Origin of the sequence: Paenibacillus sp. PL2-23 (assembly GCF_040834005.1) — a bacterium.
Classification (GTDB): domain Bacteria; phylum Bacillota; class Bacilli; order Paenibacillales; family Paenibacillaceae; genus Pristimantibacillus.
In genome coordinates, this window is the sequence record NZ_CP162129.1 from 4,695,001 (window position 1) to 4,714,276 (window position 19,276).

Annotated in this window: 18 protein-coding genes; 6 read left to right on the forward strand and 12 right to left on the reverse strand. The window is 53.5% G+C overall.

The features are described 5' to 3' along the window. Positions 1–67: 67 nt before the first annotated feature. Both AB1S56_RS20860 and AB1S56_RS20865 read right to left on the reverse strand, forming a co-directional pair. Complete coding sequence (locus tag AB1S56_RS20860; RefSeq protein ID WP_340873390.1) at positions 68–1,096, reverse strand: LysM peptidoglycan-binding domain-containing protein; 1,029 nt, start codon at positions 1,094–1,096, stop codon at positions 68–70. 302 nt (positions 1,097–1,398) lie between these two features. Continuing rightward, positions 1,399–1,716 carry a hypothetical protein gene (locus tag AB1S56_RS20865; RefSeq protein ID WP_340873391.1) on the reverse strand — a complete coding sequence of 106 codons (318 nt, stop codon included), beginning with the start codon at positions 1,714–1,716 and terminating at the stop codon, positions 1,399–1,401. Positions 1,717–1,862: 146 nt separating this feature from the next. On the opposite strand from AB1S56_RS20865, the gene AB1S56_RS20870 reads away from it, so the two are divergent. After that, positions 1,863–3,092, forward strand: a complete 1,230-nt coding sequence (locus AB1S56_RS20870; protein WP_340873392.1) for an aminopeptidase — start codon at positions 1,863–1,865, stop codon at positions 3,090–3,092. A 124-nt stretch (positions 3,093–3,216) separates the two neighbouring features. On the opposite strand, the gene AB1S56_RS20875 is transcribed toward AB1S56_RS20870, so the two are convergent. From AB1S56_RS20875 to AB1S56_RS20900, 6 genes are all read right to left on the reverse strand, one after another. Then, a complete protein-coding gene (locus tag AB1S56_RS20875; RefSeq protein ID WP_340873420.1) occupies positions 3,217–3,924 on the reverse strand; it encodes a DNA alkylation repair protein in 708 nt (235 codons plus the stop codon). 53 nt (positions 3,925–3,977) lie between these two features. Then, positions 3,978–5,303 (reverse strand): hypothetical protein, encoded by a 1,326-nt coding sequence (locus AB1S56_RS20880; RefSeq protein WP_340873393.1) that lies wholly within the window; start codon positions 5,301–5,303, stop codon positions 3,978–3,980. Between the two features lie 80 nt (positions 5,304–5,383). Continuing rightward, positions 5,384–6,007 carry a DUF4157 domain-containing protein gene (locus AB1S56_RS20885; RefSeq protein WP_340873394.1) on the reverse strand — a complete coding sequence of 208 codons (624 nt, stop codon included), beginning with the start codon at positions 6,005–6,007 and terminating at the stop codon, positions 5,384–5,386. A 90-nt stretch (positions 6,008–6,097) separates the two neighbouring features. Further along, the gene (locus AB1S56_RS20890) at positions 6,098–7,261 is read right to left on the reverse strand and encodes a DUF4317 domain-containing protein (protein WP_340873395.1); all 1,164 of its coding nucleotides are present in this window, start codon (positions 7,259–7,261) and stop codon (positions 6,098–6,100) included. Positions 7,262–7,412: 151 nt separating this feature from the next. Further along, positions 7,413–7,598: a DUF3934 family protein gene (locus tag AB1S56_RS20895; RefSeq protein ID WP_340873397.1), complete on the reverse strand. Its 186-nt coding sequence runs from the start codon at positions 7,596–7,598 to the stop codon at positions 7,413–7,415. A gap of 205 nt (positions 7,599–7,803) precedes the next feature. After that, on the reverse strand, positions 7,804–8,337 hold the full coding sequence (locus AB1S56_RS20900; protein WP_340873421.1) for a cupin domain-containing protein: 534 nt from the start codon (positions 8,335–8,337) through the stop codon (positions 7,804–7,806). Between the two features lie 631 nt (positions 8,338–8,968). Here AB1S56_RS20900 and AB1S56_RS20905 point away from each other — a divergent pair. After that, positions 8,969–9,823 carry a helix-turn-helix domain-containing protein gene (locus AB1S56_RS20905; RefSeq protein ID WP_340873398.1) on the forward strand — a complete coding sequence of 285 codons (855 nt, stop codon included), beginning with the start codon at positions 8,969–8,971 and terminating at the stop codon, positions 9,821–9,823. A gap of 156 nt (positions 9,824–9,979) precedes the next feature. After that, positions 9,980–10,909, forward strand: coding sequence for a haloalkane dehalogenase (locus AB1S56_RS20910; protein ID WP_340873399.1), 930 nt, complete (start codon positions 9,980–9,982; stop codon positions 10,907–10,909). A 478-nt stretch (positions 10,910–11,387) separates the two neighbouring features. On the opposite strand, the gene AB1S56_RS20915 is transcribed toward AB1S56_RS20910, so the two are convergent. After that, positions 11,388–11,462 (reverse strand): hypothetical protein, encoded by a 75-nt coding sequence (locus AB1S56_RS20915; RefSeq protein WP_367903476.1) that lies wholly within the window; start codon positions 11,460–11,462, stop codon positions 11,388–11,390. 362 nt (positions 11,463–11,824) lie between these two features. Further along, a complete protein-coding gene (rlmD, locus tag AB1S56_RS20920; RefSeq protein ID WP_340873400.1) occupies positions 11,825–13,369 on the reverse strand; it encodes a 23S rRNA (uracil(1939)-C(5))-methyltransferase RlmD in 1,545 nt (514 codons plus the stop codon). A gap of 140 nt (positions 13,370–13,509) precedes the next feature. Here rlmD and AB1S56_RS20925 point away from each other — a divergent pair, with 140 nt between their 5' ends. Beyond that, complete coding sequence (locus AB1S56_RS20925) at positions 13,510–14,061, forward strand: SRPBCC domain-containing protein (RefSeq protein ID WP_340873401.1); 552 nt, start codon at positions 13,510–13,512, stop codon at positions 14,059–14,061. A 139-nt stretch (positions 14,062–14,200) separates the two neighbouring features. Here AB1S56_RS20925 and AB1S56_RS20930 read toward each other — a convergent pair whose 3' ends face one another. Then, positions 14,201–15,253, reverse strand: a complete 1,053-nt coding sequence (locus tag AB1S56_RS20930) for a M42 family metallopeptidase (RefSeq protein WP_340873403.1) — start codon at positions 15,251–15,253, stop codon at positions 14,201–14,203. Between the two features lie 121 nt (positions 15,254–15,374). Continuing rightward, positions 15,375–17,720 (reverse strand): ATP-dependent helicase, encoded by a 2,346-nt coding sequence (locus tag AB1S56_RS20935; RefSeq protein ID WP_340873405.1) that lies wholly within the window; start codon positions 17,718–17,720, stop codon positions 15,375–15,377. A 185-nt stretch (positions 17,721–17,905) separates the two neighbouring features. Between AB1S56_RS20935 and AB1S56_RS20940 the strand changes: the two genes are divergently transcribed. Next, on the forward strand, positions 17,906–18,487 hold the full coding sequence (locus AB1S56_RS20940; RefSeq protein WP_340873406.1) for a sigma-70 family RNA polymerase sigma factor: 582 nt from the start codon (positions 17,906–17,908) through the stop codon (positions 18,485–18,487). After that, positions 18,480–19,265 carry a DUF4367 domain-containing protein gene (locus AB1S56_RS20945; RefSeq protein WP_340873408.1) on the forward strand — a complete coding sequence of 262 codons (786 nt, stop codon included), beginning with the start codon at positions 18,480–18,482 and terminating at the stop codon, positions 19,263–19,265. Before AB1S56_RS20940 ends, AB1S56_RS20945 begins: the two co-directional genes overlap by 8 nt. Positions 19,266–19,276 lie beyond the last annotated feature (11 nt).

Consider the following 19,276-nt stretch of genomic DNA (forward strand, 5'->3'; position numbering starts at 1 on the left):
CATATAATATCACACTATAAAACAAACTTTCAAGTCACAATTTTATCCATTTCGAATTTTCATTTACTTATGGATGGATGACGACCTTCGCTCCCATTGGCAGCAAGTTGTATAGCCATTCCACATCCTCATTCAGCAGCCGGATGCAGCCGGCGCTAGCGTTCGTACCAATGGATTCAGGAGCATTCGTACCGTGAATGCCGTATTTCTCCCCCTTCGTATTCGGAACGCTTAGACCGAGCCAGCGGCTGCCCAGCGGATTATTCGCTGCCCCTCCAGCAATCCCTTTTGCCGAGTACCACGGATTCTCAAGCTTCATGGCAATCTCGAAGGTGCCTGTGGGCGTCAGCCCTTTTTTCCCGCTCGCGACACTGAAGCTCTTCAACACCTTGCTTCCAGATTTCACATCAAGCTTATGCTCGGAGAGATCGATTTCAACGCTCAGAACCGCGGCGGCCACACTTGTCGACAAGCCAACGGAAGCGTCCTCTGCCCTGTAGAATGGGTTCGGAATTTGAAGCACCTGCCCCACCTTTATGACGCTCGCCGCAACCTGCATGCCGTTAGCTCTCGCAATTGCATTTTGATAATCGGATACCTTGTAATAGACCGTTGAGATGCTGAACAAGGTTTCGCCAGCTTGAACGAGATGTCTCTTCTCTCCGGCTGGGAGCGGTATTCGCAGGGCCATACCTGCCTTCAACGCTTGAGCGCTCTTCAACTGATTGTATTGCATCAACACGCTAATATAGTTGGCCCGGCTGAAATAACGGCTTGCAATTCCATACAGCGTATCGTTGTTCTTCACCGTGTAATAATCGAATACGAGCGGATTGTTGAGCTCCAGCTGCGCTCCCACTCTAAGCTTTTCATCAGGATCAAGTCCATTCTGCTTCGCGAGGCTTGTGAAATCGCCGTTCAAATAATGCTTTCGAGCGATTCCGTATAAGGTATCCCCCGCCTGAACCCCATAATAGATCCGGATGGTTGCCTCCTCTTGTGCGCTGCCAGCGCTTGAAGCATAAGGAGCTGCAGCCAGCAGCGCCAAGCCAGCAGCCATACTTACGGCCCATTTCCACTTCTTAATCAACATCATCACACCTTCTGTCCAATGGATTGCGGCTCACAAGATTCGTCGCCTTCAGGCAAGAATCCTTTATTTTCGGCAGCAAGCCTAACAAATTAATCCAATCGGAGCAGAAGCGTCAGACAAATACACGCAAGCCGGGTCCCAAAGTCGTGCAACTTATGGCCTTAACCCGGATGTAGACCAGGACTTGGCAGCCGCAACACCGCAGCCTATTCAAGCTCGCCGGCGAGCCTTACGCTCCAAATAAATGTCGAGCAGGCTATACGCTGCACCAGCAGCACCAAACAGCCAGATCGAAGTCCAGCTATTCAGCCTACAAAACCCTCGTCATACCAGCTGCGGAATATCGTATAGCCTCCCGCCGCACTAAGCATGATCATACCCGTACAATACACCGCTGTGTTAACCGTCCTGCGGAACATCCAAGATAACGGACCAACAATGACCGGGTAGAGAGGGACTGACATCAGAAACACTAACGCGACATAACTAAAGCCGCCATTTTGCAAGCCATAGTATTCAGTGGTTGTTATTTTGAAGCCTTCCGTCATTTCCAAAGCTAACCATGCAAGCACAATTAAAATTGTAGTAGCCATCCATAATACAATGTGTTTGACAAACCGCATGATATAACCCCCTTCATCATTTGGCTCTGGCTTGTTTTGTCCACTCCTGATGACAGGTTTGAAGCCTTACCGCAATCTGTTATGCTTGCAATGTAAACGATTCGGCCGATCCGGCCTGCAATAGATTCCAATAGGAGGAATAACAAATGCCGTCTATAACCGATTTACACAAATACGCCGATCTGATCGTCAGAACAGCGGTACATATTCAGCAGGGACAAGAGCTGTGGATCAATGCCCCCATTCATGTTCCGGAGCTAGTCCGGCTCATCGTGAAACAAGCTTATGAAGCAGGCGCGAAGAAAGTACATGTGGAGTGGCGTGACGAGCAAGTCACGAAGCTGACGTATGGTCTGGCACCGGACGAAGCGTTCGAGGATTATCCGGCGTGGCGGGCTCAGGCCATGACAGCACTGGCGGAGCAAGGCGGGGCTTATCTGCTTATTCATTCCGAGGACCCTGAGCTGCTCAAAGGCATTGATCCGAGCCGAATCTCGAAGTTCTCGCGAGTATCCTCCGCCGCTCTCGCCACCTTCCGGTCTTATATGTCCTCGAAGAGAATGACTTGGTCGATCGTGGCGGCTCCATCCGAGGGCTGGGCCAAGCTGGTGTTCCCGGAGCTTCAGGGCGAGGACGCCGTGGAAGCCTTGTGGGAGGCCATATTCCGAATTGTCCGTGTGAGCGACGAGGATCCCGTAGCCGCTTGGGAGTCGCATAACAACAATCTGCTCGCCAAGCGTGCTTATCTGGAGAGCAAGCAATACAAGAGCCTCCATTACAAGGCGCCGGGCACTGACCTGATCATCGAGCTGCCTGACAATCATCTCTGGAATGGAGGCATCTCCAGGAACGAGCAGGGCCATACCTTCAACCCGAATGTGCCGACTGAAGAGGTATATACCGCACCGCACAGAGACGGCACAAGAGGTGTTGTTCGAAGCACGAAGCCCCTCAGCTATCAAGGCAATCTCATTGAAAACTTTAGCCTGACCTTCGAGAATGGGCGGGTCGTCGACTTCACGGCCGAAAAAGGCTACGATTCATTGAAGGCCATGCTGGATTTGGACCATCAATCCCGTTACCTTGGCGAAGCCGCGCTCGTGCCGCATCGCTCACCTATTTCGGCCTCGAATATTATATTTTTCAACACTTTATTCGATGAGAATGCGTCCAATCACCTGGCTCTTGGCAATGCGTACCCCACCTGCATTCAGGGCGGAGCCTCCATGTCCCGCGAGGAGCTGGAGCAGGCCGGTCTGAATCAAAGTATACTTCACGTCGACTTTATGATCGGCTCGGCCGAAATGGACATTGACGGCATCACGAAAGACGGCCAGGCTGAGCCCGTGTTCCGCCAAGGCAACTGGGCATTCTGAGGTGTTCTGAGGTGTCTCGGATGTCCAGATATCCAAGACAAGCGCAAAGTTACAGCGGCCTTGCCTGTTTCCTTCCCCTTGCGTTCGCTGCGCGAGCTATGGCATGCAGGCAGGCCCTCTCCCCCTAACACCTCACATATTTGCGCTTGAAGCCAATCCCCCCACGGTCGATTGCCTTCTGAATCATGTCGGAGGCATTCAACAGCTTGCTTTTGGCGTTGTCCTTCTTGAACTCTACAGGTCCGACCTCTCTTGCGGCTTCCACTGCCTTCTCGTGCAGCGGCTTGAAGGATACAGCAACCGTGTACAAAAAATTGTTCATCGACGATTTGGTCCGCAGCGGCGCATCGTGTATTGCATCCTTCACCTTGTCCAGCATCTCGGCCAGCTTGCTCTCGGCAAACTCAGTGTCAGGCCTGCTTCCCAGCAGCCAGCAATAACAGCTCCAGCCCGCAGACATTCTCAGATCGTCTCCGCTTGCAATCCACTTGTCAGACACCTCTTGCGCAATGTCCGTCTCCGACAGCGTAACCGCCACAACAAAATCCGACAGCATGTAGAAGTAAGCCTGGTCGATCCAGCGCTCGAAATCCGCTTCGGTCATAGCTTGCGGTTCCGCGATAACGCCAGCGAAATACATAGCATCATAATTCCCTGTGGCGTACAGCTCCTCCGCCAGCGCTTGATTCTTGCGAATCTTCTTGGCAATCGGCTTCATCTCGCCTGTCGCTACCCCGAATACAGGCTCATGCGCCCCGTTCGATATATACAGCTTCTTCATCCGTTCCTTGCCGATTGCCTCCAGCTCCTGCATAACCGTCTCTACATTTATCTGTACAAGAACCTCCTTCTCTCAACAGCTCGTCTAATTATGCAACAACCCCCTTAAGGGTTAGCCAACATCCAATTCTGAGCTGCGTCAATAAACTGAGCGTTCGGCGTATCCTTAGCCAGCTCTATCAGAATGGCGTGCACTTGACCCGGAGTGTTGGGATAGGTGTATTTCTGTTTGACATACTGGATGAATGCGTGCTGTACCGATTGGGTTCGTCGAAGCAGCTCCGCTGTCTGGTAGCACTGCTTCACCAGATTTCTCCACTCTATAATCTTGTCGAAATCCAAGACTGCTGGGAACTGTGACAGCAAGCCCTTAGCGTGTGCCTGCAGCTTCCTTACACGCTCCTCATCCGCAAGCATCGTCTCGGTGTACAAAAATAACCGATCCATGCCTTCATAATCCATGATGGCCGCTTTAAGAGCCATGCCTGTCTTGACAAGCTCACGATCCGGAGTAAACGCATCTGCCAGGTCGCAAAACGTTTGAACCACCTTAAGCTTCGAATAATACGGCTCAAAAAAACGGGACAGCTCGATATTCTTGGACATAGCCAGAATACCCTTCTGCTCCTCGACTCTTGGGGCAGCCTCCTTGCGCACGTAATCCCGAGCCGCTGTTCCATCCTCTGCTTCCTGCCTGAAGCCAAACGGTCCTGCGTTTAGTCCAAAATAATGCAGAGCGCCTTTGGTTTGCTGCAGCTTGTTCTTATAATCTTCCTCGTAAATATCCTCAGACCCGGTTATACCAAACAGAAAGTTTTTGGTAGCCTCCTGCTTGTTCTTGGCATTGCCTATACCCGACTCCCAGCCATTGGTGTCTCTGAGCTTAATGAACTCGTCCCGCTTGGCTTTCTTAATGTCAACCTGAATGTCATGCTCGATCTGGTGCTCTTTCGCTACATAGCTTCCATATTCGTTGTAGAAGCTGTCATTCGTTGCGACAAGAAGCTCCTGCAGGTCCAACTGATCGTACAGCACTTCATATACAAAAGGCCTTCTCCGCCAGCCTGATCCATCCTTGCCCAGTATGTGCTCCTCTGACTTCTCGCTAGTAATATCGATCCATGCCAGCTCCATCACTCCGTCCGATATGACGATATCCGGGCGTGTATGGCCGCTGGACACCTGCAAATCAATCTTCAGGCCATTATAGGAGCTGGGCAGTCTCGTACAGGCCAGCGTCTCAATCGCATAACCGAAACGAGCGTGAAGAAGCTTTGGCTCCGCTGCAGGATTCTGCACAAAGGCATTCGCCGATGTATACCATTGCATGAGATATTTGTTCGTGCTTTCCGCCGCGAATGTCTGCCAAGCTACAGCTTCCTTGCGCGCCTGGAGCACCTTCGTATTAATCTCATTGACAATTTGCTCCATAAGCCCCTCATACTTCAATACAACCGTCGGGTCGGCAAAGGTTGTCTCATAGGGTTGAATCCTTCGCTGTACGAGGGGCCTTACTCCGGGAGCCGTTCCTCCTGAGGCTGCTGGACTACAGGAGCAGCTGCCGCTCCGCTTACGCCAAGCTGCTGCGCGCGATCGCCCATCAGGTCCGCCTCCCGCTCCAGCCCCTCATCCTCATTAATGGCCACATCCTTCAGCTGCACAGTCGGCTGCACACGCCCCTGCCGCTGCTGAACCACATGCCAAGCCTCATGCGGCAAGTGCTTCTCCTGCCCCGGACCAAGGTGAATGTCATTCCCTTGAGCGTAGGCAAGCGCGTCCAATTGGCCAGGCTTGTCCGAGTTGTAATGAACTCTCACGTCTCCTAGATCCATTCCAGACAGCCCCTCCGTGCCCGCCCTGATGGCATCCGGAAGCCCGCTGTTCCCGGATGAGCGAGGAGGACGATTCCCCCCGGCACTTAGCTGCGCCGCATATTCAGGGCGCTCTTGCTGCTCCAGCCCACTCGCCAGAAGCTGGGCAACCGCCCGATTGCCTATAACCTTCTGCAATTGGATGAGCTGCCCGACAGCACCCGGCGCAGTCCGTTCACGACCAGGTGCAGCGCCCTGCGCACCCCCTTCTCTTTGACCTGCCGTATGCTTCTGTTCAGGAGCCTTGCCGCCTCGTTCGATCATCCTACCGCCCACTCTCCATCAATAATAACTAAATATTACTAGATAGTAGAAGGTAATTCTAGGTGTCATTCGTACTGAATATGACCGCCCCTACAACGTCTCTGTGCTAAGCGTAAACCCTTCAATAACAACATCCTCGTCCACCTCAATCAAGAGGCAGCGCTTCCCCCGGTAGTTGACCTGCTTCACATACTTCAAGTCCTGCGGGCTGACCGATACGGTCGCTACCTTGGTCTCGATCTTAATCGATTTGGAAGTGAACTTAGGCATGACGCTGCTCGCCTTCAGCTCATAATTTCTATCATCGATAACCGTATGGAATGCCTGCTCCACCTTCTCCGTCGTTACATTCTCGACCCCGCTCGCCGTCAGCAGCTGCTCCACATCCTTGTAGTCCAGCTTCGGCGGCTCCTCCTCGGAATGAGTCTCCATGATCTGATGAATCTCCTCGTACACCTGGGCAATCGTGCTTGCATCGAGCTGCTCTCCTGCTACTTCCTTCACTATTTCCTCAAAATAATCCCGTTCCTCCAGCGCCGTAACCGTTCGCTCGGCATTCAGCACATCCTGTATGAACCGGAAATCAGGATCATTCGGCTTGCCTGCGCAATACAGGATACGATTCACGTCGGACGCATTGTCCGTCACGCTGGGGTAGAAGAAACCCTGATCCGGCGAGCTTAGCTTAATAATGGGATCGACGACGACATTATACTTGAATTCCCGCTCTACGTAGTCGAACAGGAGCGTATTCCGCGGCTGCTCAGTGGAGTTAACGCTGCATAGGATGAACAGATGAGAGAACATCTCGTCCTTCCCCGTCTCCTCGGCTTCATCGTTGCGCGCCTTCGTCGGCCGGAAATATTGCCCCCGCACAAAAGTCACGACTGTGTCCCGTTCATACCTGTTGTCCTTCAGCATTTTCTCTACCAGGACGAGCATCAGGTTCATCCACTCTTCCGTGTCGCCCGTCACCATTCCTTGATGAAGCAGCACCTTCGAAGGCTCCTCCGCCTCCTCCTGGAACTTTAATTCGAACAGCTTCTGATCCAGCTCGCCAGCCAGCAGCTTCTTGAAATTGCCCATATACAGCTCCTGCTTCTCCCGATCCAGCAGGGCAAACGGCTGGCATTCGTAATGATAGATTTCTTCGCTGTCCTTCGTAATATAGACATTAAGAATGTCATACAGCTTCAACAAATCATGATCCAGCTTAAATTGCTTGCGTATGTGCGCGAGTTCTTTTTTGATCATATGGCGTTAGACAACTCCTAATAAATAGAAATGAGAATTCCTAGCGACTGCGTTTAGATGTGGGATGTATCGCCAAATAGGGAGAAAAGCCTCTGCGGCGCGTGTCGCCGCGAGGCTTTAGGATTGAGCTTGGGTATTCCTTATCGATATCCTATTTCTCTGATTTATTGCCTTGGGGCTTCTGAGAAGCCGAAGCCGAGCCCTCTTTCGTTTTTGTTCCTTTGCTCTTATACGGCTTAGGCGCGCTCGCGGCCTTCCGCGCGCTTGCCTGCCAGCGGTTCCAGCCCTTCTTGTCCGTCCCTCTGCCCGTTCCGCCCTTGCCTTTTCCTTTAGTCAATTCATCACTCCGCAGTCATTCACCTGAATTTGAGTTTGTTCCCAAAAGTACATTAGGTTTATAGTGTACCACTATATAGGATGAACTGGAAATACGAACATCTGAAGTGAATCCCGCGACGCTGCAGCAAGGCTAAACACAAGAAATAGCCTTGCAAGCAAGGCCATTCCTAGGTTCATATCTCTACCATGCAGGTGTTATGAAGCTACGGCGCTTCCGTCGATTCCTGAGCGTCGGCTTTCGTCACATGTATAGTGCCATATGGATGCTCAGGCGGCGCATAGATGACATACACCTTCAGAGGGCGATCGCCCGTATTGGTGATGTTATGCCATTTGCCAGCGGGAATCATAACGGCAAAATCATCGTATGCCATCGCCTGGAAATCCAAGCTGTCCGGGCCGTCGCCCATCTGCACCAAGCCTTCGCCGTCTTCAATCCGGATGAACTGATCCGTTGTCGGATGAACCTCCAAGCCAATATCATCACCTGGAGGAATGCTCATCAACGTCACTTGAAAATGCTCTCCCGTCCATAACGCTGTACGGTAATTGCTGTTCTGCTTGGTGGCTTGATCGATATTCACAACAATCGGCCGCGGTCCATAATCCTGCAAGACCATGTTGCCATAAGGTCTGTAGCTGCGATTGCTCCAGTCGGCATAATAAGGATTGGATGGGTACCAGTGGCATGGCATCGGCTTTTGCCATTGGGGCCAATAACAAGGATAAGGGTACATCATATTGCTCCTCTCGCAATGTACGAATCGACCCTTTATCCTATGCAGCCGCCCAGCTGGAGGTACTTTCATCCATTCGCCGATCGATTGATACAGCTCGACGAACGATGGACATTCGGAATCGCCACCCGGAATACCGAGCCTTCAGAACGGAAGCGCTCCGCACGATACAGCCGATCAAATATACGCGGCAGATTGAACGGCATGTTCGAATTGTGCACGTATGAATATCCGCTCACATGTCCTTTGAAATACCGAATGTGTAGAGTATAGACCGATGATAACTATCCGTACATTGACGTCCAGCAAACATGCGATATTAAAAGATTCGTGTACGGAATACCGAAATAAGGCATTTGGGGAAGCCGGGAGGCTGAAGAATAGGACGCCCTTCTAATAACCGTTTCATTGTGGAGTTCAAATCAGGTATAATGATGGGGAATTTATGCGTTAAATCTGTTACATTCGTAATGAAATCCTATAAGAAGTCCACCTTATCCGAATACGGATCGCTTGGTTCAACGGCCGTTCTCGATACAAGCAACAATACGTTGATTGTGGGCGACGCTTTCAAATGCGCGGCGGTGTAGCGGTTACCGATCAACTTCTGTTGTCATAAAGGGAGTGCCTCATGCTTGTTCAAAAATTTACCCCGTTACTGATATTACAACCCTTTATCGAAGGCATCCTGGTGCAAGAAGATTGGAATGTAGTCAATTTTCCCAATCGGAATCCGGTCAAAGTTTTGCCCAGCACCATGACGATAATCGGCATACAGTACGGAGAGCCCATGAAATTACTGGAGAATCAAAAGGCCGTTTCCATGGGCTCCAGCGGGATCACCGGCATACATGCCAAAGTAAAAGAATACATCGGCACGGGCGCAATCGGGACCGTGATTCTATCCTTTAAGCCCGGAGGCTTGTCCCGGTTCACGCGCTTTCCGCTTCATGAATTGCAGAATGTAGATGTGCCGCTGGAGCTTGTTTTCCCCCGGCAAAGCGTCAGGGATATGGAAGAACAGTTGGCCGCTGCCTCCGATGCCGGCGAGCGGGTCGGCATCGTGCAGCAATTCCTGCTGTCTGAGCTGCGGGATCAGGAGGAGGAGCTTCTGATTCAAGCGGCGGCAGATGCGATCCTGCAACAACGGGGCGCGCTGTCGATTGAATGGTTGGCCGCGCAGCTTTACGTGAGCAAACGCACGCTAGAACGGCGCTTCAGTGCTTCGATCGGCGCGTCCCCCAAACAATTCGCGAGGGTTTTCCGATTCCAGCAAACGATTCGGCTGCGCAACGCCGGTTGCGATTACCTGGATATCGTTCACGCTTGCGGCTACACAGACCACGCCCATCTGGCCAAAGACTTCAAGTCATTCGCCGGGGTAAGTCCCGAGCAATTTTTCCGCAGCGAGGTTCAGCCGGAATTGAAACGATCCTTCCAGGGGAACGAAACCTCCTCCCGCCCCGTCGAACACTTGTATTATTGAGTGGCTTACCCAAACGCAAGCCTTCCGCAGACAGCGGACGGGCTTTTTTTTATGCCAACAAAGTTGTCGCATTTTTACAATGTGCGATTTTGGGGGAATGCTACACTTGGATTATCCATTCTCCATTAAACCTCAAACAAAGGAGTTGTTTCAACCATGTCTCATTCCGAAACCTTACCTATTGGAAAAGAATATCCATTTGAATCCCGTTATATGACGGTAAACGAAAGCCAACTGCATTATATCGATGTCGGATGCGGCGAGCCAGTCGTGTTCCTTCACGGCAATCCCACCTGGTCGTACACGTTCCTCAATATCATTTCTTACATTCAAGCCTCCAACCGATGCGTCGCGGTCGATCTGATCGGAATGGGCCGCTCCGGCAAACCGGATATCAGCTATACCTTTCTGGAGCATGTCGATTATGTGACCCGGTTCATTGAACAACTGGGTCTCGACCGCATCACGTTGGTCGCCCATGACTGGGGAGCGGCGATTGGCCTGCACTACGCGATGAATCATTCGGATAAGGTCAAAGCCGTTGCACTGCTCGAACCACAAGCATTGGTTCCGAATGCGACCTGGTCGGATTTCTCTCCTCCGGAAGCGCAGCCGTTGTTCCAAAAGCTGCGCGATCCGGAGGAGGGCTGGCCGTTCATGCGGGACAACAGCGTGTTCATTGAGGGCATGACGAACACGATCATTAACCGGCCAATCAGTCCGGAAGAGCATGAGCACTACCGGGAGCCGTTCCGCAAGCCGGAGGACAGGAAACCGATGTGGGTGTTCCCGAACCAAATTCCGATTGAAGGTCAGCCTTCCGAGGTCGTGGAAGCTGTGAATACACGAAATGCCTGGTTCACGGCCTCTCCCATCCCGAAGCTGCTGTTCTACGCGACGCCCGGCTGCACGGTTCGTGAGCCGCAGCTCGCTTGGTGCAGGAAGCATCTGCCCAACCTGAGGCTGTTCGATATCGGCAAAGGCTTCCACCATCTGACGGAGGAAAATCCGCACGCAATCGGGCAGGAATTGCAGCGTTGGCTGGAGCAAGAGAACAAATCCGAGATCTTTCACTGCAACCTGTGAAGTGAGACAGCCCTGATTAGATCCAGCCCATCTACAGCGGAGATGGCCGGAGAACCACTCTGGTCGCCCATTTTATCCCGCTGATTTACTCATCTACTGTATCTCCCTTCTCCGCTCTTCAGGCATTCCGCGGGCAAAAGGCAACTCATTGTTATTAAGCCGATCAGATTAATCATCGACAACTTTATACGTGGAGCAAGAGGTTGGACCCCATCTTCCACAAAAGTTAAACCGGCGAACTTCATTCCTGTGCCAGTGAAGTCAGATGCGAAGTCGAAGACTTCCAGCAGTCTTCGCATTCGAATCGGTTCTGCGTAAACGTCAAACAACACCCGCCTTATTTACAAGATTTGACGTTTAATTCATTACCGGAATCACTCTCTATAAATGAGAGCAGCACCTCTTTAACGGAACTTAAAGAGGTGCTGTAGTCTAGTATTTCATTATTTAACAACTATTACGGGACATTGGACTCGCTTTACAACTTTATGACTGACATAACAAATTCCTGGAACATGTTCAAACCACGGTTGCCGATCACGACGAGGTCCACTTTCTCGGTATTCGCGTATTTAACAATCGCCGGCCCGGATCCCCGGTTATGATTTTCATCTCGTTACTCATCTGATTCCCGCCGAAGATGCTGTCAACTTCCTCAGGAGGAACGGGTTTTGAAAGTAGCAGTTGAGATCTAACTGCTCTAGGAACCAGCAAATATTGCTCCTTAACCGGCAAGATTGTTCCAGTATTTCTTTGCTTTCATAATTTTTCTTCATGAATTAGCCGTGTATCAAACCCTAGTTAGGTACGTGTTTCCGAAATACCCAAAATTTATTTACTCCATTTGATTAATCATCCAAATATAATAAAGTCCGAACAGTGGAATGTTCGGACTTTATCAGGTAACTGCGACTTCTATTCAATAATTCTTACAAGCGACACACAACACTCCACATGGCTCGTCTGAGGAAACATATCCACCGGCTGCACCCATTCCAGCTTATAGCCGCTGGCCAGCAGCGTCTTGCAGTCCTTCGCCAGCGTCGAAGGGTTGCATGAGACGTAGACCAGCCGCTGGGGGCGCGCCTTCGCGATGGCTTGCAGCAGCGGCAGCTCGCAGCCTGTACGCGGCGGATCGACAACAACGACGTCGGGACGCACGCCCTGGGCAACCCACTGCGGGAGCAGCTCCTCCGCGCGACCCTCGAAGAAGCGCGCGTTGTCGATGCCGCTGGCGCGGGCGTTGTCACGCGCGTCGCGCACCGCCTCGGGAATCAGCTCGATGCCGCGCACCTCGCGCGCGCCGCCTGCAAGCCACATGCCGATCGTGCCCGTGCCGCAATAAGCGTCGACCACAAGCTCCTCGCCCGTCAACGCCGCCGCTTCCTTGGCGGAATTGTACAGCTTCACCGTCTGCTCCGGATTGAGCTGGAAGAATGCGCGCGGCGACAAGGAGAAGCGAACGTCCCCGAGCGTCTCCTCCAGCCGTTCGTCCCCCCACAGCACCGTCGTACGCTCGCCGAAAATGAGCGGAGACTTGCCCTTATTCACGTTCTGCGCGATCGACTTCACCATCGGCAGCCTATCCCGCAGCCGCTGCACCAGGCGCCTGGCGTCAGGCAGGCGATCCACGGCCGTGATCAACGTCAGCTGCACCCACTCCGATGCCAGCCCTACCCGCGCGACAATGGTACGAACAACCCCTTCGCGGCTTCGTTCATTATAGATCGGGATGCCCAGCTCCTTCAGGACGGCCTTCGTACCGTCAATGGCCTCATTCACGACGGGATGCTGCACCGCGCAGCCAGCGATATCGACGAGCTTATGCGACCCTGCCGCATATAAGCCGGTTACGATATCCTCACCCTGCCGCCCTGTTTGAAGCTGAGCCTTGTTCCGGTAGCCCCAAGGATTGTCCATGCCCAGAATGGGACGCATTGGCAGCTTTTCGATTCCCGCGTAACGCTGGAACGCCTCCTGCACCAGCTCCTCCTTCGCCCGAAGCTGCGCCTCATAGGTCATATGCTGAAGCTGGCAGCCCCCGCAATCATCATAGACGGGACATGGCGGCTTCTGGCGATCCGGCGACTTCTTCTCAAGCTCGACAATCTCAGCGTTCAGATAGCCCGACTCCGCCCGCGTCACCTTCGCCTTCACAACCTCGCCCGGCAGCGCTCCTTCGACGAACACCGCTTTGCGCTTGAAATAGCCGACACCTTCGCCGTTGATGCCAATACGCTTAATCGTCACGACGATTCGATCGCCCTTCTTCACATCCTCCGCGGAGGCAGCACCAGTCATAGATGAGGAACGCTGCGAAGCTCCTCCCCGTCTCTGCCCGCTATCCGCTGCCTGCCCTCGATACCCCCCCGACAAACGCTCCCCCTGAGAAGCTCCTGTCTTCCGCTTCCATTCCGAAGCCGCTCCGGCCTTCTGATGCTTGCTTCCATTTCCCGCCATGCTGCTCTCTCCGTTTCCATATCATCGTAGGTCCACTATACCACACCTCACCGCCTTCTCCCTAGCGATCCCGTTCTATGGTATGATGGGGTCAATCCGCTATTACGCGCAATGTTTCAACTTAGGAGGATGACCAGACCATGTTTCTAAAAAAGAAAAAAACCGCCGCTTCCGCCGGTCCAACTCCATCCGGCAAGCGAAGCCTACATATCTCGCGCGTATTCGACGCGCCGCAGCAAGAACTGTTCGATATCTTCACCCAAGACGAGCATATGCGAAATTGGTGGGGACCGCGAGGCTACGAGATGACTATCATAGGCCAGGAGCTGAAGCCAGGCGGCTTCATCCACTACAAGCAGCAATCGCCGGAAGGCCATGTCATGTGGGGCAAGTTCATGTACAAGGAGATTGAAGCGCCGGAGAGGCTTGTCTACGCGAACTCATTCGCCGACGAGTCGGGACGAACTGTCCGGGCATTCTTCAGCAAGGACTGGCCGCTCCAGATTATGAATACCGTCACCTTCGAGGAGCAGGAGGATGGACGCACGAGGATCACCTTGAACGGTCTGCCGGAGGATGCCAAAAAAGCCGAGCTGCGAGTCTTCGAAGCGATGCGCGAGAGCCTGAAGCAAGGCTTCGCGGATACATTCGACTTGCTGGAGCAATATTTGGCCAAGCTTAAAGAGGCGTAGCGTTCTCGTAAGGCGCAGTCTTTTTGAACGATAAATCGTTCAAAACCGAGCAAATGCTTCCGCCCGTCAGGCGCAAGCAAGCACAACAATCCCCTCATTCCCAACAATAAAGTGGGAATGAGGGGATTGTTGTGCCGGTCTAGTCCTCCATCACATAAGCCAGCAGCAGCGCCGCCGTGCCTGTGATCGCGTCCGCGTGCGTACGCTCCATGCCGTGGGACGCGTGTACGCCGGGCCCAACAAGCGCCGCGCGGATATTGCTTCCGCCTCTGAGCGCGGCCGTCGCGTCCGAGCCGTACTGCGGATAGATATCCACCGCATAAGGCAGTCCCTCGCGCTTCGCCAGCTCGATCAGCTTCGTCGTCATCCCGTAATCATATGGGCCGGACGAATCCTTGGCGCAGATGGATACCTGCCGTTCGGAGCCCGACAGATCATCGCCCAGCGCCCCCATATCTACAGCGATAAACTCGGAAATATCAGGGGGAATATAGGACGCTCCGTGTCCAACCTCTTCGTACGTGGAGATGACCAGCTTCAGCGTATGCAGCGGCGTCTTTCCTTCTCGCTTCAGCCACTCCAGCAAACCGAGCAGCGCCGCTACGCTTGCCTTGTCGTCCAGATGCCGGGACTTGATCCAGCCGTTCGGCAGCATACGGACGCGGGGGTCCCAGGAGATAAAGTCGCCGACGCCGATCCCCAGCTTCTCCGTATCCTCCTTCGACGCCACCGATTCGTCGATCCGAATCTCCATGTTCTCCTCATCCCGCTTCATGCTCTTTGCGTCAGGGTATACGTGTACGGACGGCTTGGTCGTCAATACTGTCCCCTCGTACTTGCGGCCGTCTCGTGTGTGGATAAGGCAATACTCCCCCTCCACCGTCTCCATGGCATAGCCGCCTATGGAAGTAAACCGCAGCATGCCGGAGGATTTGATGGAGCGTACCATCGCCCCTAGCGTATCGACATGAGCGGAGATGCCGATAACCTTGCCTGGCTGCTGCCCCGGTATCGTTATAATGCCCGTACCTTTGGGCGTTTGCTCCATTTGACAACCTAGACGTTCGACCTCCCGGCCGAGGTGCTCCATAATCGCCATGCAGAATCCGCTGGGACTCGGAATGTTCAGAAGCTCGTTCAGCTGGCGGAGCATATACGCTTGATCGAGCTGTGGGTGTAAGGGTGTAGTCATAACCGCATTCTCCTTCGATGTTCTTGGCCTTCCATCTATTCCTCTATGGTAGCACGCTTGCGGTAAAAAACATAACAAGCTCTCCGGCAAAAAAACGGCAGCCATATCCCGCCCAGGAGCTCTACATCAGCTCCAGCAGCCCCATATCGAGGCACATAGCCACCGACAGGGACTTGGCGTTCTCCGGGCCGAAGCGGATCGTGATCCGCTCTCCGTCTAACGCTTCAATGACGCCGGGGCCAAATACCTTGTGCCGCACGGCCTGGCCCTCCTCCAGCGCCTCCCGCTTCCGCACCGCATGCGGGTTGAGCTCCCGCTTCGCCGAGCCCGCGGCCGCGCTGGCTACGCTGCTCGCGCTGCTGGAGCGAAAGCGCCGCGCGCCGCTCTCGCTTCCGCCCCCGCCCGAGCCCCTCCGCTCCGTCCCGAACTGCAGCTTAAACCCGCCTGCCTCCGAAGCCCCGGCTCCTGCAGCCTGAGCTCCCCGCCACTCCGGCTCCGCGATATCCCGCACCGCCGTCATGAACGTCGACTCCTCCGTCTTCTCGCCGTCCCGCTGACCATAGGTAATCAGCGTCAGCCTCTTCCTCGCCCGCGTCATGCCGACGTAGAACAGCCGCACGGCCTCCTCCATGAGAGGCATGGAGCCGTCCGCCGCCCGCTTGTCCTCTTCCTTTGCTGGAATAACGCCTTCGATAAGATCCACCATATACACCTGATCGAACTCCAGTCCCTTGGAGCTGTGAAAGGTAGAGAAGGTAACCGCGTCCTGCCCCTTGCGCAGCTTTGCGCTATTCAGCACCTTCTCCAGATATTTCAGCCGGGCTGCGAAGTCGGCCATCGTCTCCAGCCCCTCCGCAATATCCTCAAGCGTATTCAGTATGCCGATCAAATAATCCTTGCGGAAGCCCAGCCGCTCGCACATTTTGTCCAGCGCCTTCTCGTAGCCGAGACGTGTCCGGATGACGCGGATCGCCTGACGCGGCGGCATGCCGCCCATCTCTTGGAACGTCTCCTGCGCCTCCTTCAGCAGCTTCACCTGATAGTCCTGGAGCTGGACAAATTGGCGTAAATTATCAAACACCGATTCGCCGTTGTCAATCGACTTCAGCACCGCAATTTGATGCTTGCTGATGTAGCCCGCCATTTTCATATGAATGCTCTCGAGAATGTCGACCCGCTTGTCCGTATAGGTCATCCGCATGAAATTAAGCACGTCCTCGATGATCCAATGCGAGAAAAAACGGTTGTCCGCATCCTTCATATAGAATGGAATGCCAGCCCGGTCGAATTCGTTCATCAGCGTGATAGACGACGAATTATTCCGGTACAACACAGCGACCTCGGACAGCCTGTCGGCCTTGGAGGCTTCTCGCACAACGAGCTTCGCCTGCTTGCGGTAATCCGTCAGACGTTTGAACACGATGGGCTCATGAGCTGCGTTTTCTGTAAACATCTCCTTGGGATAGCGGCCCAGGTTCCGCTTGATGAACAGATTCGCCGCCGTCACAATCTCCTTGGAGGAACGGTAGTTCTGCTCCATGAACAGCGTGACCGCCTCCGGATACACGTCCTTGAACTGAAGCAGGTAGCTTGGCTCCGCTCCCCTCCAGCTGTAGATGGACTGATCGTCGTCCGCCACGACACACAGATTGCGATGGCCCCTCGCGAGCTTCTCAATAATGGCATGCTGCACGAGCGACGTATCCTGGCTTTCATCCGTCAGGATATAATCGTAACGCCTCTGATACTTGCGCAGCAGCGCCTCGTCCTTCTCCAGCAGCTCGTTGCACAACGTCAGCATGTCGTCAAAGTCGAGCAGCAGCTTGTCCGTTCCATTCCGCTTGAATTGCTCGTAGGCGGCTAACAGCTGGGCGGCTTGAGGAACATCAGACTTCACGCTCTCCCACTCATGGGGTTGGAGCAGCTTGTTTTTGACAAAGCTGATATACGTCGTCAGCTCCTCCATTATGTCATCCGTTGCATTCTCGCCTACAACCTCCTTGTACAAGCCGCGCAAAATAATCTTCTTATGAAGAGGGAGCCCCTGCTCTCCTTTGCCCGGTCCGGCTTCACCCTCCTGCTCCGCCGTATCCACCGCTCCTTCAATGATCTCGTAAGCCTGGCCGCTCCTCCACAGATGGCTGCGGACCGCCTCGAATGCCAGGCTGTGAATCGTCGAGAAATCGACTGGCGCCAGCTGCGGGAACCACTTGGCGAAACGCTCCTTCATATCCCGCGCCGAAGCCCGGCTGAACGTGACAGCTTTGATGCGCTCAGGCTCAACGCCCAGCTCCTCGATCAGATAGCCGATGCGCATAATGATCGTTGTTGTTTTGCCCGATCCCGGAGAGGCCAGCAGCAGGAGAGGACCTCGCGCGTGGCCTACCGCCTGCTTCTGCACCTCGTTCAGCCTGACGCCCAGCTCCTCCCGTTTGCGCTCCAGATATAAGTCCAGCTTTCCCATCATGCAATCCCTTCCGATCTATCAAACGTTGGTGCCATTATATCATATCCTTGCCTTATCTATTTCCGCCTGATGCATTCGCCTTCCAATTGTCAAACAAATTTACCATACAAATGCTAGATCTTCAGGTATAATGTGAGAAGAGAATATTTGGAAAATAGATTCAACGAGATGCACAAGGGGGCCGCATGATGGATAGCAAGCTCATCCTCTTGTCCAGCGCCAGCTACAGCGCTCTCGCGCCGCATTTGCAGAAAGAGATCTATCAGGAATTCTACCAATTCGCTTATTCCCCTATTATTTATATGGTGAAGGAACATGCTGCGACGGAAGATATTATCCAGAACTCTTTTATCAAAATTATTGGAAGCGCGCCGCGGGCGGACAACGAGGCCCAGCTTAGAAGCTGGATGAAGGTCGTCGTAAAGAATATGGTTTATAATTATTTTCGAAAAACGAAAAAAAGCCGCAACGACATCGACGCGGACAGTGTCTATATGAGTGAGAGCGTTCATTTCTCAACGGAAGCAGCTTCGCTGGAGCAGGAGGTTGAGCTTACGCTGATGAAGGAAACGATTACCCAATGCTTGAACGAGCTTCGTCCGGAATACCGCGCATTGATCGAGCTCAGATGGAAGAAGGAGCTCAGCTACCGTGAAATCGCCGCGGAGCTCGAGACCACGGAAGAACGAGTGAAATACAAGCTGTTCCGGGCCAGGGAAGCCATGAAGAAGATGTTCCGGAGGAGATGGGGGGAGAAGATTGAATAAGGAGGAGTTCGACGAACGGTTCGACCGCGCATTCCAAGAAAAAGTCAAGGATCACGAATTCGTGCCCGATGCCAGCGAGTCCTGGCTGCGGGTGAAGAAGCGGATCGACAGACGATACAGAATAAGAAGACAGCTGCGCACGCTGCCTTACGTCGCCGCCTCCTTCCTGCTGGGCGCTTATATATTCGGCACGCCTGTTGCTACTGAGGCATTCAAGCCTGTATTCCAGGCTTATCAAGTGGTTATCGAGGGTGTGCAGCAAATGGTTTTCCGCTCGGCACCGCAGCAGACCGACTTCGTGTCCCAGAACCTGCCCAAAACCTTGCCGCCTCCCGGTTATGTAGACGAGACAAGCCAGCAAGGAACGTCCATCACCGTAACGAAGCCTTCGGAAATACACGATCTGGCGTTCCCGGCCCCGTCTATTCGGTATGTCCCTGAGGCATTCTCGCTGCATAACATCCAGTTGTCCCAGGTTGTGCCGGGCGAAGGGAAATATACCCATATTCACTATGGCTATGCCCGCAGCGACGGGATGGTTTTACACGTGGTAGTGATGAAGCTGCCGCAAGGCGCCGCTTATTCATCAGGAGGCGGCTCGGAAGACATCATAATGAAGCCCATCACCATTCATGGATTCGAGGCTTTCCTCTACCTGGAGAAGGACGGCTGGTCCATGCTGGAATACATGCGGGATGACATGCTTGTAAAGATCAGCGGACCGATTGACGAGGACACGATTGTGCGAATGGCGGAAGAGCTGAGGATTTACGAATAGCAACCGCAAAT

Bases quoted from the DNA above. Each gene is read 5' to 3' on its own strand.
- AB1S56_RS20890 (WP_340873395.1), bottom strand. From the start codon at position 7,261: ATGATCAAAAAAGAACTCGCGCACATACGCAAGCAATTTAAGCTGGAT.
- AB1S56_RS20870 (WP_340873392.1), top strand. From the start codon at position 1,863: ATGCCGTCTATAACCGATTTACACAAATACGCCGATCTGATCGTCAGA.
- AB1S56_RS20860 (WP_340873390.1), bottom strand. From the start codon at position 1,096: ATGATGTTGATTAAGAAGTGGAAATGGGCCGTAAGTATGGCTGCTGGC.
- rlmD (WP_340873400.1), bottom strand. From the start codon at position 13,369: ATGGCGGGAAATGGAAGCAAGCATCAGAAGGCCGGAGCGGCTTCGGAA.
- AB1S56_RS20885 (WP_340873394.1), bottom strand. From the start codon at position 6,007: ATGATCGAACGAGGCGGCAAGGCTCCTGAACAGAAGCATACGGCAGGT.
- AB1S56_RS20940 (WP_340873406.1), top strand. From the start codon at position 17,906: ATGATGGATAGCAAGCTCATCCTCTTGTCCAGCGCCAGCTACAGCGCT.
- AB1S56_RS20905 (WP_340873398.1), top strand. From the start codon at position 8,969: ATGCTTGTTCAAAAATTTACCCCGTTACTGATATTACAACCCTTTATC.
- AB1S56_RS20900 (WP_340873421.1), bottom strand. From the start codon at position 8,337: ATGTACCCTTATCCTTGTTATTGGCCCCAATGGCAAAAGCCGATGCCA.
- AB1S56_RS20935 (WP_340873405.1), bottom strand. From the start codon at position 17,720: ATGATGGGAAAGCTGGACTTATATCTGGAGCGCAAACGGGAGGAGCTG.
- AB1S56_RS20910 (WP_340873399.1), top strand. From the start codon at position 9,980: ATGTCTCATTCCGAAACCTTACCTATTGGAAAAGAATATCCATTTGAA.
- AB1S56_RS20865 (WP_340873391.1), bottom strand. From the start codon at position 1,716: ATGCGGTTTGTCAAACACATTGTATTATGGATGGCTACTACAATTTTA.
- AB1S56_RS20930 (WP_340873403.1), bottom strand. From the start codon at position 15,253: ATGACTACACCCTTACACCCACAGCTCGATCAAGCGTATATGCTCCGC.
- AB1S56_RS20880 (WP_340873393.1), bottom strand. From the start codon at position 5,303: ATGGAGCAAATTGTCAATGAGATTAATACGAAGGTGCTCCAGGCGCGC.
- AB1S56_RS20925 (WP_340873401.1), top strand. From the start codon at position 13,510: ATGTTTCTAAAAAAGAAAAAAACCGCCGCTTCCGCCGGTCCAACTCCA.